The organism is Collinsella sp. AF31-11 (assembly GCF_003475605.1).
Classification (GTDB): domain Bacteria; phylum Actinomycetota; class Coriobacteriia; order Coriobacteriales; family Coriobacteriaceae; genus Collinsella.
In genome coordinates this window covers 57,661-73,347 of sequence record NZ_QRQS01000010.1, presented here as the reverse complement: position 1 = coordinate 73,347, position 15,687 = coordinate 57,661, and the positions used below count along the sequence as shown (strand labels likewise).

At 61.8% G+C, this 15,687-nt stretch carries 13 protein-coding genes; 2 read left to right on the top strand and 11 right to left on the bottom strand.

The features are described from left to right. Window positions 1–13: 13 nt before the first annotated feature. The 11 genes from DWZ22_RS07680 to idi form a co-directional block, all read right to left on the bottom strand. Window positions 14–1,429 (bottom strand): M20/M25/M40 family metallo-hydrolase, encoded by a 1,416-nt coding sequence (locus DWZ22_RS07680; protein WP_118405829.1) that lies wholly within the window; start codon window positions 1,427–1,429, stop codon window positions 14–16. A gap of 72 nt (window positions 1,430–1,501) precedes the next feature. Then, window positions 1,502–2,287, bottom strand: coding sequence for an amino acid ABC transporter ATP-binding protein (locus DWZ22_RS07675; RefSeq protein WP_117793868.1), 786 nt, complete (start codon window positions 2,285–2,287; stop codon window positions 1,502–1,504). A gap of 22 nt (window positions 2,288–2,309) precedes the next feature. Next, window positions 2,310–3,458: an amino acid ABC transporter permease gene (locus tag DWZ22_RS07670; RefSeq protein WP_117807931.1), complete on the bottom strand. Its 1,149-nt coding sequence runs from the start codon at window positions 3,456–3,458 to the stop codon at window positions 2,310–2,312. 9 nt (window positions 3,459–3,467) lie between these two features. Beyond that, window positions 3,468–4,394, bottom strand: a complete 927-nt coding sequence (locus tag DWZ22_RS07665) for a transporter substrate-binding domain-containing protein (protein ID WP_118405828.1) — start codon at window positions 4,392–4,394, stop codon at window positions 3,468–3,470. Between the two features lie 280 nt (window positions 4,395–4,674). Further along, complete coding sequence (locus DWZ22_RS07660) at window positions 4,675–5,568, bottom strand: aldose 1-epimerase family protein (protein ID WP_118405827.1); 894 nt, start codon at window positions 5,566–5,568, stop codon at window positions 4,675–4,677. 79 nt (window positions 5,569–5,647) lie between these two features. Next, window positions 5,648–6,517, bottom strand: a complete 870-nt coding sequence (locus tag DWZ22_RS07655; protein ID WP_117757474.1) for a hypothetical protein — start codon at window positions 6,515–6,517, stop codon at window positions 5,648–5,650. 195 nt (window positions 6,518–6,712) lie between these two features. Continuing rightward, a complete protein-coding gene (locus DWZ22_RS07650) occupies window positions 6,713–7,582 on the bottom strand; it encodes a MerR family transcriptional regulator (RefSeq protein WP_117655373.1) in 870 nt (289 codons plus the stop codon). A gap of 92 nt (window positions 7,583–7,674) precedes the next feature. Continuing rightward, the gene (locus DWZ22_RS07645) at window positions 7,675–8,253 is read right to left on the bottom strand and encodes a UbiX family flavin prenyltransferase (protein ID WP_117655372.1); all 579 of its coding nucleotides are present in this window, start codon (window positions 8,251–8,253) and stop codon (window positions 7,675–7,677) included. 190 nt (window positions 8,254–8,443) lie between these two features. Then, on the bottom strand, window positions 8,444–9,931 hold the full coding sequence (locus tag DWZ22_RS07640; protein WP_118081653.1) for a UbiD family decarboxylase: 1,488 nt from the start codon (window positions 9,929–9,931) through the stop codon (window positions 8,444–8,446). 142 nt (window positions 9,932–10,073) lie between these two features. Continuing rightward, window positions 10,074–11,531 (bottom strand): SLC13 family permease, encoded by a 1,458-nt coding sequence (locus tag DWZ22_RS07635; protein ID WP_199574414.1) that lies wholly within the window; start codon window positions 11,529–11,531, stop codon window positions 10,074–10,076. Between the two features lie 243 nt (window positions 11,532–11,774). Beyond that, a complete protein-coding gene (gene idi / locus DWZ22_RS07630) occupies window positions 11,775–12,722 on the bottom strand; it encodes an isopentenyl-diphosphate Delta-isomerase (RefSeq protein ID WP_158566082.1) in 948 nt (315 codons plus the stop codon). Window positions 12,723–12,874: 152 nt separating this feature from the next. Here idi and DWZ22_RS07625 point away from each other — a divergent pair, with 152 nt between their 5' ends. Further along, the gene (locus tag DWZ22_RS07625) at window positions 12,875–14,113 is read left to right on the top strand and encodes an MFS transporter (RefSeq protein ID WP_233546472.1); all 1,239 of its coding nucleotides are present in this window, start codon (window positions 12,875–12,877) and stop codon (window positions 14,111–14,113) included. 236 nt (window positions 14,114–14,349) lie between these two features. Then, window positions 14,350–15,675: a 6-phospho-alpha-glucosidase gene (locus DWZ22_RS07620; protein ID WP_117763852.1), complete on the top strand. Its 1,326-nt coding sequence runs from the start codon at window positions 14,350–14,352 to the stop codon at window positions 15,673–15,675. Window positions 15,676–15,687 lie beyond the last annotated feature (12 nt).

Here is a 15,687-nt window from a genome sequence, read left to right as displayed (position 1 = left end):
CCTTTGTCGCATGCTAGAGCGTGTGGAGCAGGGCGATGAGGAAGCGGATGCCTTGGAGGTAGGCGCGACGGGTGATGCGCTCGTTGGTGCCGTGGACGCCGCGGTCGCACTCGTCATCGTCGACCACAAAGGCCGAGAAGCGAATGCACTCCGGGCAAATGCGCTGGTAGTTGGCAGCGTCGGTCGCGCCAATCACGGTCGAGGGCACAATTGCCACTGGCTCGAATGATCCGTTTTCCTCCGTCCCCTTTGGATCACGGAAATAGCGGGCGGCGATGGAGCGAACCGCCTCGAGGCCGGGACCACCGATGCGCGGGGACGGCGAGGGCTCGGAGCTGCCGGGGCCAAGTTCGACCTCCACGCGCTCGGCAAGACCCGCCGTGGCAACGGCGTCGCGGCAACGGGCAACGACATCGGCCACGCACGTGCCCTCGAGCATGCGGAAGTTAATGTTTGCCCACATATCCTGCGGCATCACGTTAGCACCGGTGCTACCGCCCTCAATTTGGGTCGGTGCACAAGTGGTGGTCACGAGCGGATAGAGCTTCTTGCTGGCGAGGCACTCGCGCACGATGGCGTCCTTGTTGGCGGCAATTTCATCGGCCGTGTAGAGCCCCAACTCGACGAGCTGGGCGGCAAGCAAGTCGGTCACACGCGTCGGCCATTCGATATCGCAAATTGCGGCGATGGCGCGGCTCAGCACCTCGAGTGACGTGCCGCCGTAGGGGTTGGAAGAATGCCCACCCGCGCTCTTTGTCTTGAGCACAATGTCGGCATAACCTTTCTCAGCCAAGTCGGCGTGCATGAGCCAACCCTCGCCCGCGCTGTACTCGGCAGCCGGAGCGATGCGGTAATCGCCCTCATCGATCAGGTACTCAAGCTCAATGCCGCGCTCCTCGAGCACGCGACCGATCGCCCCCGCGCCGCACTGCGTAGTTTCCTCGTCCTGGCCAAAGACCAGGAGCAGCGTGCGCTCGTGCTCCCAGCCGTGCGCCAGCGCATACTCAACCGCCTCGAGAATGCCTGCGACCTGGTCCTTCATGTCGACAGCGCCGCGACCCCAGATGTAGGTATCGTCCACGTGCCCGCTAAAGGGGGCGTGCGTCCAGTCGGCCTCGGTACCCGGCACCACGGGGACCACGTCCATGTGGCCCATGAACATAACGGGCTTGAGAGCGGGGTCGGAGCCGGCAAGCGTCACCAACAGCGAATGGCCGATGAGCTCGACCTCGCCCGCCGCAAACACGCGCGGCCAGGCCTGCTGCATATAGGCGCGCAGGTCGTCGAAGGGCTGCCAGTCCACCGCCTCGGCATCCATGCTCGAGATGGTCGGAAACGACAGCACGCGACCCAAGCGCTCGCTCGCGCCAGCTTCGTCCAAATCGGCATAATCATCCTCATGCGCAAAGAAGCGCCAAACCTCGGCCATGACATCCTTTCGATTGTGGTGACGAGGGCCGCCCCACCGGAGCGGCCCTGCCACATAAGCGTTTGCGATCGGTTATTTGTCCTCAAGATAGCGCGAGAGGAACTCGCGGGTGCGCTGGTGTTTGGGGTTGCCGAAGAGCTCGGCCGGTGCCGCATCCTCGAGCACCACGCCCTGGTCCATAAAGACCACGCGGTCGGACACCGTGCGGGCAAAGGCCATTTCGTGCGTGACGACGACCATGGTCATGCCGTCGGCAGCGAGCTTGCGCATGACCTCGAGCACCTCTCCCACGATCTCGGGGTCGAGTGCGGAGGTCGGCTCGTCGAACAGCATGATCTGCGGATTCATGCACAGGGCACGGGCGATGGCCACGCGCTGTTTTTGACCACCGGACAGGCGGCCCACGGCGGCGTGCGCGAACTTTTCGAGCCCCACGCTCGCCAGATGCTCCATCGCGACTTTCTCGGCCTCGGTCTCGCTCATCTTTTTGAGCGTAACGGGCGCGAGCGTGCAGTTGTCGAGCACATCCATGTTGTTGAAAAGGTTAAAGCCCTGGAACACCATGCCGATGTCCTCGCGAAGCTTGTTGATGTTGCAGCGCTCGGCCGTGAGGTCCTGGCCATGGAACCAGATATGGCCCGCGTCCGGGGTCTCGAGCAGGTTGAAGCAGCGCAGGAAGGTCGACTTACCCGAACCCGAGGCGCCGATGATGGTGACGACCTCGCCGGGATTAACGGACAGGTCGATGCCCTTGAGCACCTCGAGCGAGCCGAAGCTCTTGCGCAGGCCCTCGACGCGGATAAGCGGCTCATTTGTCTGTGCGGCGGCCGCAACGCCGGTAGTGGCGGTATCTGCCATGATGATTCTCCTCGTCTTGAGCCTAGTTGGAGCTGGGCAGCGTTGCCGGGGCCTCGGCGCCGAGCTTTTTGCCAAAGGCCTCGAGCAGGCGGCTCGCCACGAGCGTCAGGATCAGGTAGACCACAAGCGCCACGCAGTAGACCTCCATCTGGCGGTAGTACACGCCGGCGACGGTAGTGGTGGCGTACATGAGGTCGAACACGCCGATGACCGAGAGCACCGACGAGTCCTTGATGTTGATGATGAGCTCGTTGGTGAGCGCCGGGATCGCGTTTTTAATGCCCTGGGGAAACACAACTTTGCGCATGGCCTGCCACTGCGACAGACCCAGCGAGCGCGCCGCCTCGGCCTGACCGGGGTCGATCGACTCGATGCCGCCGCGCAGGACCTCCATCATATAGGCGGTGGAGTTGAGCGAGATGGTGACGAGGCCGGCGGTGAAGGTACTCCAGATCTGGTTGGCCTGGGCAGTCTCGAAGCCCATGCCGCGCAAAACGGTGAAGCCCGCGTAATAGATGAGCAGGCCCTGGACCATCATGGGCGTGCCGCGCACGATGGTGGAGTAGACGGTCGTAAAGCCGCGGCCGATGCTCTTAAAGAAGCGCACCAGGTCGTTATCCACGCGATCGAACGTCTGAATACGCAGGAACACAAAGAGCAGTGCCAGGAAAAAGGCGATGGCGGTGCCGAAGGTGGCAAGCGCGATGGTGATCTCGATACCGCGGATAAAGAAGTCGCCGCTCTTGTAGGTCATGTAGACCAAGCTCGACAGAAAGTCGCTGGGGTTGGAGTCCGAGACAATGCTCACCTGCACCAGGTCGATAAACGACATGACGCAACGGTCGATAAAGAAGATCGCCGCGATGGCAACCACGACATAGCTGCCCAGGCGCGCGCCGCGGCGGCAACGCTCGGATGCAAACGGCGACTTTTGGCGATAGTCATTCCAATGCATGAGCTTGGTGACGAGCGCTGCCGCCGATACGACAATCCAAGCCCACAGAATCGCCCAGAGGCAGTCCTGGAACACACCCGTGGGCGCCAAGAAGCTCAGCGGCGTGGGGTTGCGCTGGCTAAACGCCAGGCCGAGCGCCGCGATAACGCTCGTGCCCAGGTACACATAACGGTGGTCGGCTTTGATAAAGGAGGCCAGACGATTGATGGTTTTCATGCTGCCTCCCTATGCCGGCTGACGGTCGAGGCACGCGTCCCACATTTGGTCGCGCTCCTCCTGGCTGACACCCTTGAGTGTCTTGTCGATGAGCTTAAGCAGTTTGTCCGATCCCTTGCGGCAGCCGACGTTTGCAGCGACCTCCTGCTTAAAGCCCTCGCCCTCGGCAAAATGAATGGGGACAATGCCCGGGTTTTGGGCCATATAGCCCTTCTCGTTCTCGGTGTTGTAGGTCACGGCGTCGCAGGTGCCCTGTAGCAGGTTCGAAAACACCGTGGGCACCGAATCGACCGGATTCTTGTGGACGACGCCCGGGATCTCGTCGATGACGGTATCGAGCATCGTGTCCTTTTGGCCGAGCACCGTGGCGCCACTAAAGTCGCTGAGCTTGGTCGCATTTTGGTAGGGCGAGCCCTCTTTTACGAACAGGCCAAAGTAGCCAATGAAGTACGGGTCGGAAAAGCCGACGGACTCCTCGCGCTCGGGCGTGGCGCTCATGCCGGCGATGATGAGGTCGATCTGGCCGTTGTTGAGCGAATCGATGAGACCCGAAAAGCTCTGTTTGACGGCAACGGGCTCGCCGCCGAGGGCCTTGCAGACGATCTTGGCGATCTGCACATCGTAGCCATCGGCGTAAGCGCCCTGCACGTTGTCGATGGGGATGGTGTACTCGCTGGCCTCGGAGACCTGCCAGTTGTATGGGGCGTAGGCCGCCTCCATGCCGATGCGGATCTTGTCCTTGCCGATCACAGAATCGGACAGGTCTTCGCGACCGCCGCCCGTGGTGGGCTGGACCACCTTGAGCGTGGACGGGCGCTGGCAGCCGACAAGCGCGCCGGCGACGACGGAAGCGCTCGCAGCGAGGGCGCTACCCAGGAAGACGCGACGACTGCACACCGGCTGGGTCTGCGCGTCGCGCTGATGGGGAGAATGCATAATCTGCCTTCCCTGTTGAATCGTATGCTGACGACTTAACAGGATATACGCCAGCGACCAGCAGCGCAGCACAAGCTCGAAAAATTAATAGACACACGGTAGTCATTGGGAACGTCGATGTTTTGGCAATGCCAGCGAGCGCCGCCCAGAGCGAACAAGTTGGCATGAAAAAGGCAAGGCATAGACCTTCTGGTCATGCCTTGCCTTTTGAATGACAAATTGTCGCTCTGGGTGGCGCGCAGCGTCGACCGGCCCGCCGTTCGCTAGAACGGCGGAACCTCTAGAGCAGGGTAACGCTAAAGGAGCGCTCGTCGGTGGCGCCGGGGGCCACGACGATGGTGTTGACCTTGTGCTCAAAGACGTCGTCCTCGGTGTCCATGGTGGTGTGACCGGTCCAAGGCTCGAGCGCCACAAACGGGGCGTCGTTGGCGGCAGACCACACGCCGATGTACTTAAAGCCCTCAAAGTCGATCTTGACGCCGTGACCAGACTTGCAACCGCGCAGCGTGAGCGTGGAGCCCGGGGTATCGGTGAACATGATGGCGTCGTTATCGAAGCTGCGGTGCGTGATGGGCAGCACGTCCGAGTTATCGGGGGCCTTGTAGCTGCCCTCGAACGTCATAAGGCCATCGGGCGTGATGACGGGGGCCTCGTTAGTCCAGGCCTCGGTAAACGCCAGCTCGTAATCCTCGAACGCCTCGTCCTCGGCACCGGGGGCGGGCACGTTAAATGCAGGGTGGCCGCCCACCGAGAACGGCAGGTCCACGTCGCCGGTGTTCGTAACGGCAAAGGTCTGCGTGAGCGTGGCGTCGCCGGTTAGGGCATAGGTCATGCTGAGCTTAAAGTGGAAGGGGAAAGCCTTGAGCGACTCGGGCGTGTCGGTGATCTCGTAGGTGACGGACGAGCCGTCCTCGGAGACCTCGACCAGCTTGTGCTCGACGATGCGCGCGAGTCCGTGGCGCGGCATCTCGCAGGTACCGGCCGCAGACGTCGCAGTGTTGTTGCGCAGCGAGCCCACGATGGGGAACAGAATGGGCGCGTGCTTGCCCCAAAAGGCCGGGTCGCCCTGCCACAGATACTCGTTGCCGTTGAGGGCAAGACTCGTGAGCTGGGCACCCATGGAATCGATGGCCGCGGTGAGGCCGCCGCGCTTGATGGTAGTGACGGTGGACATGCTACTTCCTCCAAAAATAAACAACAGTATCGAGGGCTATTGTCCCACTCTTGGCGGCGGGGTTGAGCGTCAGGCGCAGTTATTGAGCAATAGCGTAAAGGTCAAACCCGCCCTGCGGCGTGCTATCGACCGTATCGGGCGCCTGTGAATTAAAGCTCACCGGAACCATGCGCTTTGAGGCGCGGTAACGCGTGCCGTCGGTGGCGACGGGCGGCTCATCGACCGTGAGCTCGTAGTCGCCGGGCTTGAGCTCGATACCGTCACCTTCGGAATTGACGTATTGATACTCGTCGATTGCTTGTCCCTTGAGCGTGCGACCCACGATATGGACGAGCATCTGGCTGTCGCCGCGGGCGGTGTCCCATGTCGCACCGTCCTTAACCTCGACCGACACATGCACCGAGCGCGTGCGGCTGAGCGATTGCTCGACAGACATCTCGACCTTGGCGGCGTCTTGGCGCTGCTGCTCGACATGACCCCAGATGCTGCCGATCGCCGAGCAAGCGATGACGCCGGCCATAAAGGCGATGAGAATGGGGCCGAGCGGAGAGCGACGGCCCGCGTCTTCCTCGCGAGCCAGGTTGGGGCGATGGGTGGGGGCGGGCGCCTGGGCACCCTGCGCGGGCACGTCGAGTATGCTGAAGGATGCCGTGCTGCCGGGGTCGATGGTATGGCGCGGCTGTGGGGTCTTTGCCGGCGAGATCGACATATCAGCCGGCTCGCCGAGCGTGGCCGTGGCATCGGCCTTCGCCTCGTCGGCCTCGGCCTGGGCCCAAGCCTGTTCAAAGGTTAGGGGTTCGGCGGCATCGGAAGCGGCTTCAGGCTCGACACCGGCATCGTTGCCGGTCTCGTCCTCGTCGCTCGACACGTCACACGGCGCGGGCTCGTCCCACTCTTCGTCCGGAGCCTCGCCCTCGCTATACCACCATTCAAAGTTATCGATATCCATACGGGGCGCCCCCTTGGCCTCGCAAATAAACACTTGCTAGCCTTATACCCCCAGATGACACGGGAGCTCGCCGGCACAGATAGGAAAAGCGTCACAACATTCGAGGCTTTTCCTCGTTTTCGAGATTTTCATCGAATGTTGTGATGGTTTGGGCGGCAGCCATGCCGCGAATGTGACAAAGGGACTGTCCCTTTGTCACATCTGGAGGGTAACGGGGATTTGGATGCAGCAAAAGTCCTCTTGGTGGGACTCGTCGTAGCTCGTGGTATCGAGGTAGCAAAAGTCGAAAGCGTTGCCAACGGGCTGGAGCGCGTGCTCGTCCATGCAGGCAACGATGGCGCGGATGCCCTCGGGCTCGTACGGCATACCCCAGCGGCTCATGCACAGGTATGTGCCCTCGGGCAGCACTTCGATGCCGATCTCTGCCAGCTCGGCGGGATCGCTCGGCAGCAGTTCCTCGACACCGCGCGGCAGCACGGCAAAGGAGCCCGCGCCGGCGATAGGGTCGTCGGAATGCAGCGCCTCACGACGCAGCATGGCACCCCAGCCGCGCATAGGGCGCGTGCCCGTCAACGCACGCATGCGCAGGATGGCCCGCATGAGCGTGGGGTGAAGCATCGAGCGGCCGCGCTCGATATCGCCTGGAAACTCCTCAAAGACCACGAAGCGGCGCTCGAACTGCTTGAGCTCCGGCTTGCCCTCGCGCTCGCGCCAGTAAACTGCCTCGTCGTAAAAGCTCAGACGCTCCTGCACGCTCGCACGCTCGGCTTTGAGCCCGGCAATCTGCTCGTCGAGCGCCTGCACCCGCGAGCGCAGGTGGTCGGTCATCTCGCTAATGTCGAACGTCGAGGCTAGGCGGTCGATCTCATCGAGTTCGAGCCCTAGGTCGCGCAGCATGCAGATCAGACGCATGAGCGGGATCTGCGTGGGCGAATAGAAACGGTAGCCTTTTTCGTTAACCACGGCGGGCTTAAACAGGCCGATCTTGTCGTAGTAGATGAGCGTTTGGCGCGAAACGTTAAACAAACTCGCCATCTCGCTAATCGCATACATGCCCGTCTGCATAGGTCCTCCCGACACATCCTTTTTGCGCACAAAGCCCGCCGCCCACAGGGGCAGCGGGCTCAAACACTACTCGTATCCTACCCTAAAGACGCCTATGACCAGCGCTTATAGTTTGCGCATGACACGCCGACGGCCTCGAGCGCCTTGGCGGCGATGTGGTGCACCGCGTCATCGAGCGTGGCGGGGCCGTTGTAAAACGTGAGCATGGGCGGCATGAGCATGACGCCCGGTACGCGCGCAAGGCGCGCCATGTTGTCGACATGAATGGCGCTGAAGGGCGTCTCGCGCACCATGAGCACCAGGCGGCGCTGCTCTTTCATCTGCACGTCGGCCGCACGCAGCAACAGATTGTCGCTGTAGCCGCTCGCGATGCCGGCGAGCGTCTTCATGGAGCACGGGGCCACGATCATGCCGTCGACCGGATAGGTGCCGCTTGCGATGGCGGCGCCGATGTTCTTGTTGTCGTAGACCACATCGGCATGCGTGGCAAACTCGTCGAGCGTCATGCCGAGCTCCTGCTCGATGGTGATCTCTCCCCCGCGCGTGACGACAAGCGCCGACTCGGCACCTGCCTGGCGCAGGCATTTGAGGCACTCAAGACCCAGCGCGGCACCGCTGGCGCCAGACACGCCAACGACAATGCGACGGGGACGGATCACAGGATCAGACATAGCGACTCCTTACAACAAAATGGCAGCTATAGGTCAGGCAATGTCAGCGAGTGCGCGTCTGGCGAGGCAAGGTGCCCCGAAACAAGAAGGCATAGGGCTTATGCCCATGCCTTCGCAGTTGAGGGGCAGATTGCCCGCCAGGCGCGGGCGCAGCGTCGAGTGGTCCGACGTTCGGTAGAACGCCGGAACCTTAGAAAGCAATCTCCTTGGCCCACTTGTCCTTGTCGATCTCCATGAACTGCGAGCGAATGAAATTCTTCTTGAGGTCGAACGGAACCGTGCAGTCGAAGATGGCCTTGCAGGCGATGCCGTGCTCGCGAATCGTGGGGTCGAACGCGGGGTCGTTGGACGGGTCGAGCACGTGGCAGTGGCAGCCGGGGATGGTGATGAGGTCGACGTCGGCCTGGAAGCGCGTGGTCATGGCCCACATCACGTCGCTCATATCAAAGATGTCAACATCCTCGTCAACCAAGATCACATGCTTGAGCTCGGAGAATGCCGAGAAGGCGAGCATGGCGGCGTTGCGCTGACGGCCCTCGTCATTTTTGCTCGACTTCTTAAACTGCATGATGGCAACGAACTTGCCGCCGCCGCAGGGTGCAGCGTGGACGTTGAGCAGGCGGCCCGGGATAGCGGTCTCGACCATCTTGTAGATGGAAGCCTCGGTGGGGATACCGGCCATGGACACGTGCTCGTGCGAAGGGCCGATGCAGCTCTCCATAATGGGGTTGACACGCGTGGTGACGGCGGTGATCTTGATCACCGGGCAGACCTTGGCGCCGCCGGTGTAGCCGGGGAACTCGGGCATGGCGTAGCCGTGGCCGTTGACGTCCTCGTTGATGGTCTCGTCGTGCATGAGGTAGCCCTCGAGCACGTACTCGGCATTGGCGATGCACTTCTGCGGAACGGTGACGCAGTCGGCAAGCTCGACAGCGTGGCCGCGCAGGGCGCCGGCAATTTGCAGCTCGTTGAAGCCGAGCGGTGTGGTGGGAGCCTCAAAACCGCAGCACATGTACACGGCGGGGTCCAAACCGATGGAGATGGAGATGGGCATGTCTTCGCCGCGCTGGCAGTACTCGTCAAAGAACGCGCCCAGGTGACGGCTGCCGGGGGTAATCCACATGGCAAGCTTATCCTTGTCGACGCAGGAGAAGCGGTGGATGGTCACGTCGGACTGGGAGCCGTCGGGGCTCGTGCCGTAGGCGAGGCCCATGGTGATGTAGGGGCCGCCGTCGACGGGCGTGTTGGTAGGAGCGGGAACGATCTTGCGCAGGTCAAAGCCCTCGTCGGTCGCCTTGTACACGACCTCCTGACAGTCGACGTGCGCACCCTCGGCGATCTGCTCGGGCGCGATCAGGTTCTCGAAGCGCTTGCCGATCTCGAGGCCCAGGTGCTCCTCGTCCAGGTCGAGCAGGGCGGCAACGCGCTTGCGGCTGGCAAGCATGCCGATGCAGACTTTGGCATCGTCAAAGCCCTTGACGTTGTTGAAGACCATCGCCGGACCCTCTTTGGTCGGGCGCATAACGGTGCCGCCGGCGCCGACGTGACGGTAGACGCCCGAGACCTCGGCATCGGGATCGACCTGAGTGTCGGTCTCGAGCAGCTGGCCCGGCATCTCGCGCAAAAAGTCGAGCGCGGAGCGCAGGTCGTGGATCTGGGAAGCATCGGTAGTGGACATAGCATGCTCCTTTCGGGAGAGTGCCCGGCGGCGAGGATGCCGCCGGGCTTGGTAACGTAATGGGGCCGCAGCGCTCATAGATGGGGCGCTCGGGCACTCGCAGTTCAAGCACTCGGCTAATTACAGCCAAGCACTCGACTGCTTACATCAGGCCAAAGAGGTGGAACCAGGCGGCCTCGACCAGCACGACGATAAAGACGACCGCGGTGAGGGGAATGCCCATGCGCATGGCCTCTTTGGAGGTGTAGCCGCCGGCGTCCTTGCCCTCGCCGACAAGGATCGGCAGGTTGTGGAACGGCAGGATGTAGTGGATGTTGATGGACGTGAAGACGATGAGCGCCACGGCAAGCGGGCTTACGCTGGAGCCGGCCGCGAAGCTGATGAACGCCGGCACGCACACACCGAGCACGGCCATGACCGAGCCCATGAACATGTGGATGATCATGGAGAGCGCGGCGACGAGCAGGGCGAACAGGAAGATGTTCTCGGGCACGGAGCTGGGAAGCACGACGTCGGCGATCCAGGCGTTCATGCCGGTGGCGCCGCCCACGGAACCCACGGCCATGGCGGCCGTCAGGAACATGAGGGACTTGATGTCGACAGCGTTCCAGCTGGCAGGAGTGAGGACCTCGCCGATGATGGGCATGGCGAGTGCGACGCCAATGGCCAGGGTGACCCAGCCGATATAGTCGCCCGAGACGGTGAGCCACAGCGCGATGGCGATGACAAGCCACACGATGGTGCGGATCTCCTTGACGGAGAGCTTGCCGAGCGCGGCCTGCTTGGCCACGATCTGCTCGCGATCGTAAACGAGCTCCTTGCTGGGCTTAAAGAAGAAGAGGCCCAGGAACAGGGTGCACAGCAGCGCGACCAGCATGGGCACGCTCATGTACAGGAACCAGTCGACGAAGGACGGGCTCATGCCGCCGGCCTCGGCGCTGTACTGCGCGACGAGCGGGTTGAGTGTGGAGTCGCCCGTCAGGAAGAACATGGAGCCCGGGGCAGCAGCGGCAAACACGAGGAAGCCGAGCTTACCCTTGTCGTCGTCACCGTAGCCGGCGGACTCGGCGATGACCGAGACGACGGCGAGGATGAGGAAGGCGCGGGGGAACGGATGCGGGATCAGCAGCGACAGCACAAAGGTGAGCGCGAAGATCGAGATGATGAGCGACTTGGCGTCGCGCACGAACTTGAGCATAAACGCATAGGCGATGCGCTCGCCCAGGCCCGACTCCTTGACCGCGCTGGCGATGAGGTAGGCACCAATGACGAGCCACATGGTGGCTTTGGTCCACGAGCTAAACGTGGAGGCGACCGTCGCCGAGATGCTCGCGGCGCCCGTGTCGTCCACGCACACCTTGAATAGAACGAGCAGCGCGCAATAAAGCAGGCCCACAAAGCCCGGCTGCGCCACACCGCATGCCCAGAACACCACCGTGGCGAGCGTCAGTGCCAGACAGGTCTGACCGCCGACCGTGAGCTCGACCGTCGAGCTCAGCTCCGCCAAAGGAAGAAACTTCACCAGCAAAAAGACAACGATACCCAGCACAAAGCCAATTTCGCGCTTGGTGATCTTAAACGCCTTCTTTTCCGCTTCCATCTCCCCACCTTTCTTGTTGGGGGCGCTCCGGATTCGCAACCACGTTGCCGCTTAAAAAGGGGCGCCCGTTATCGGACGCCCCTTACGTTGCGCTGTGTTGTGGCAATACAGTCAAGCGGGATTTTTGGATGAGAAGCGATCCTCTGGGCAAAAACCGTCACAATCTTCGACGCTTTTCCTCGATTTCGAGATTTTCATCGAATGTTGTGACGGTTTGGATATGGCAAAGGGACTGTACCTTTGTTACATAGCGAGGGCCGTACGGATGGATGGGTCGCTGAGTGCCTCGCGGAGCCAGGGGGCCAGCTGCTCGGGGTGACCCTGCAGGTAGCCTTTGAGCTCGGACGGGGCCACGCGACGCACCTCCGAGATCTCCTCTTGGTTGATATGCAGCTCGCCCGGCTCAACATGGGCTGCGAACACCTCGCACCATTCGCACTCGCAGCGGCCGTCGCCGTGATCCTCGCGATACACCACGTGACCGAGGTGCTTGAGCTGGTCGGGCTCGCGCGCAATGCCAAGCTCTTCGTTGATGCGACGCGCCGTGGCGGCCGCGACGTCTTCCCCGGGGAGCGGATGGCCGGCGCAGCTATCGGCCAGCACCCCGCCCCACAGGCGCTTGAGCGGACTGCGGCGGCAGAGCAGCAGGCGCGCGTCCTCGCCCTGGCCCTCGACCAGAAGCGTCAGAAATGCCTGATGCAGGATGCCCTCGCCGGCATGTGCCTCGATGCGATCGACAGGGCCAAGCGCCTCGCCGGTCGCGGCATCGACCGCCACGACCTCGGCGCCTGCACCGCCCTCATCCCAGCCGGCGCGCAGGATGCGCGCGGCGGCCTCCTCGAGCGCGGCGATGAGCTCCTTGGTGGTAGCGAGCACGCGCTGCAGATCGTCCGCAGTCGCATGCTCCACATGAAAGCCCGTGCTTGCAACTACCGGCACGCCAAAGCGCGTGGCCAGCGCCGCCGCGATATCGTGCGCCGGGATCTCATCTCGATGGCACGGAACGGCCAGGATGCTCACGGTCGCCGTGCGACCGGGCTCAGGGCGCGGAATGGCCTGCGCCGTGGCGCCCAGATGCGCGTACTCCGGCGAGCAGGCGTACACCACCATGCCGCGCGGCGTCACCGTCAACTGGGCCTCGAGCGCAAACTTGCCCTCGCCCACTGCAACCTTTGTCGTGTGCATACCCATGGGATCTCCTGTCGCCCGCGATGTACCTGAGACCATCTTCGCCTGTATTGCGACTATACAGGCAAGCGCAGCCTGCGACAAAGGGGGCAGGCACCTGACACATTCTGTTAGAGTTGCAGGGATTGAATCCCGCTTATTCATGCGACATTGGAGTGACAACCTTGACCGCCGCAACCACGCCTAAAAGTAAGTCAACCGCCGCCGCGCTCTCCCCCGCGCGCACCAAGCTCTGCCTGGCGCTGCTCGTGCTGTTGGGCTTCTCGCTCGGCTGCTCGGAGTTCGTGGTCATCGGCATCGAAAGCGACTTGGCAACGGAACTCGGCGTATCACTTGCCACTGCGGGCCAGCTCATCAGCGTGTTCGCGCTCGTCTACGCTATCGCCACGCCGGTGCTCGCGCTCAGCACGGGGCGATTCCGCCGCTACCAGCTGCTCGTGTGCTACAGCATCGTTTTTGTGCTCGGCAACCTGGTCATGGCGTTGGCGCCCAACTTCCAGGTGCTGTTTATCTCGCGCATTGTCCTGGGCTCCGTCTCGGGCGCACTGCTCGCCGTGGGTGTGACGTACATCCCCGAGCTGCTGTCCCCACAGCAAACCTCACTTGCCATCTCGGTGGTATATGGTGCGTTTTCCGTGGCAATGGTCTTTGTGACCTCGATCGGCAAGTTCGTGGCCGACACGCTCGACTGGCACGTGGCCATGTACGGCACGCTGACCTTTGCCGTTCTGATCTGCGGAGCGCTCGTGGCGTTTATGCCGCGCGCTGGGCAAACCGATGAGCCTGCCACCTTTCGCGAGCAGGCGGGTCTGCTGCGCGAGCCGAGCATCATCACCGGCATGCTCATCTTTTTGTTTGGCGTAGGCTCGGTCTATGTGTTCTACGGCTACGTGACGCCTTATCTTGAGCAGGTGCTGGGTATGGGAACCGTTCAGGCGAGCACCACGCTTATGGCCTACGGCGTGTTCTGCCTGGTCTCGAACATCTTGGGCGGATGGATCGACGCGCGTTTTGGCATGAAGGCGCTGCTTGTGACGTTTGTGCTGCAGGCCGCGGCGTTATTCGGGCTGTTTGCCGTGGGCGGCACCATGCCGCTCGCGCTGGTCTTTGTCTTTAGCTTGGCGCTGCTCATGTACCTGTTCTCGGTGTCATGCATCACGCACTTTATGGACGTGGCACGCAGCCGCCATCCCAAGTCGATGGTGCTCGCGAGTTCGGTTGAGCCCATGGCGTTTAACGTCGGCATTTCGTTTGGCACCGCGGTAGGCGGCGCCGTTGTGAGCAGCGCTGGCATTGCGTACGTGGGTGCCGTGGGCGCCGCGTTCTCGCTTGTGGCCTGGGCGCTTACGCTGGTGACGATTAAGTTGGCTCGCTGGGAGCGTCGTCGCGGGTAGCGCAATTGCAGCCAAAAGCCGCAGCACCGCCCACCATCTTTTGACCGCCTGGCGTTCGCTCCCGCAGCCATGCAACACGTCGCCCAAGTCAGCATCTTTCCCGGCGCTATTTAACCACGCAAAACGCATCCTGTTAAGATTACCGCTATCGTTTTTCGCAATCTGAAAATCGGTAGAATCGCAGGTAAAGCTTTCGTAGTCTGAAGTGGTCAATCCACACGAAAGGGGTTTACCACATGGACAAGAAAGCAGTTGTAATCGCCGGGGCCGGCAGCACCCACACTCCCGGCATCATCCAGAGCCTATTGCAGAAGAAAAACGAATTGCCGCTGCGCAAACTCGCCCTGTACGACATCGACGAGAAGCGCATGCATCTCGTCTACGACATCATGAAGCAGTTCATCGAGCAGGAAGCTCCTGACATTGAAGTTGTCGTGACGACCGATCCCGAAAAGGCATTCACCGATGTCGACTTCGTCTTCGCACAAATCCGCCAGGGTGGCCTTCAGATGCGTCGCCAGGACGAGCGCATCCCTCTCAAGTACGGTTGTGTAGGACAGGAAACCTGCGGCGCCGGCGGTTCGATCTCCTATGGCATCAGGTCCATCCCCGGCGTCTTCGACCTCGTACGCTACGCCAAGAAATACAGTCCAGACGCCTGGATCCTCAACTATTCCAACCCCGCCGCAGTTGTCGCCGAGGCCACACGTCGCGAGTTTAACAACGACCATATCCTTAACATCTGCGATATGCCCACGGCTATCTTGCTCTCGTACTCTAAGATGCTCGGACTTCCCAGCTGGCGCGATATCGACCCCATGTATTTTGGACTCAATCACTTTGGCTGGTTTACCAAAATCTACGACAAGCAGGGACGCGATCGTCTGCCGGAGCTCCGTCAGATGATTCTCGAGCACGGCATGGCCGTGAGCGACAAGCATCACAAGGACAAGGACTGGATGCACACCTGGGGTCAATACGTCAAGATTGTGAAGGACTATCCCGAGTATCTGCCCAACAGCTACCTGCAGTACTACCTGTACTCCAAAGACATGGCAGATGACATGGACCCCAACTGGACGCGCGCCGACAACGTCATCAACGGACGCGAGAAGGAGATGTTTGCCGAGCACGACAAGTACCTGGCAGATCCCGCCAATTACAAGAGCCCCGTACAGAGCTTCACGGTCTTTGGCGACTTTATCGTCGACGCAGCCGCCTCTATCGCCTACAACAAGTGCGAACGTTATCTCGTAATCGTCGAGAATAACGGCGCCATCCCCAATCTGCCCGATGACGCCATGGTCGAGGTCCCCGCCTACCTGCGCTCTTGGGGCCCCGAACCCATCAGCCAGCCTGCTATCCCCACCTTTTACAAGGGGCTTATCGAAGAGCAGAATGCCAGCGAGAAGCTCGCCGTCGACGCATATTACGAGCATTCCTACCAGAAGGCACTCGAAGCCATCGCGATCAACAAGACCGTCCCTTCAACTACCGTCGCGCGCCAAATCCTCGACGACCTGATCGAAGCGAACGGCGATTATTGGCCGACCCTGTCCTAACTCCCCGCGCAT

Bases quoted from the DNA above. Each gene is read 5' to 3' on its own strand.
- DWZ22_RS07635 (WP_199574414.1), bottom strand. From the start codon at position 11,531: ATGGAAGCGGAAAAGAAGGCGTTTAAGATCACCAAGCGCGAAATTGGC.
- DWZ22_RS07660 (WP_118405827.1), bottom strand. From the start codon at position 5,568: ATGTCCACCGTCACTACCATCAAGCGCGGCGGCCTCACCGCGGCCATC.
- idi (WP_158566082.1), bottom strand. From the start codon at position 12,722: ATGGGTATGCACACGACAAAGGTTGCAGTGGGCGAGGGCAAGTTTGCG.
- DWZ22_RS07655 (WP_117757474.1), bottom strand. From the start codon at position 6,517: ATGGATATCGATAACTTTGAATGGTGGTATAGCGAGGGCGAGGCTCCG.
- DWZ22_RS07650 (WP_117655373.1), bottom strand. From the start codon at position 7,582: ATGCAGACGGGCATGTATGCGATTAGCGAGATGGCGAGTTTGTTTAAC.
- DWZ22_RS07675 (WP_117793868.1), bottom strand. From the start codon at position 2,287: ATGGCAGATACCGCCACTACCGGCGTTGCGGCCGCCGCACAGACAAAT.
- DWZ22_RS07665 (WP_118405828.1), bottom strand. From the start codon at position 4,394: ATGCATTCTCCCCATCAGCGCGACGCGCAGACCCAGCCGGTGTGCAGT.
- DWZ22_RS07620 (WP_117763852.1), top strand. From the start codon at position 14,350: ATGGACAAGAAAGCAGTTGTAATCGCCGGGGCCGGCAGCACCCACACT.
- DWZ22_RS07670 (WP_117807931.1), bottom strand. From the start codon at position 3,458: ATGAAAACCATCAATCGTCTGGCCTCCTTTATCAAAGCCGACCACCGT.
- DWZ22_RS07640 (WP_118081653.1), bottom strand. From the start codon at position 9,931: ATGTCCACTACCGATGCTTCCCAGATCCACGACCTGCGCTCCGCGCTC.
- DWZ22_RS07680 (WP_118405829.1), bottom strand. From the start codon at position 1,429: ATGGCCGAGGTTTGGCGCTTCTTTGCGCATGAGGATGATTATGCCGAT.
- DWZ22_RS07645 (WP_117655372.1), bottom strand. From the start codon at position 8,253: ATGTCTGATCCTGTGATCCGTCCCCGTCGCATTGTCGTTGGCGTGTCT.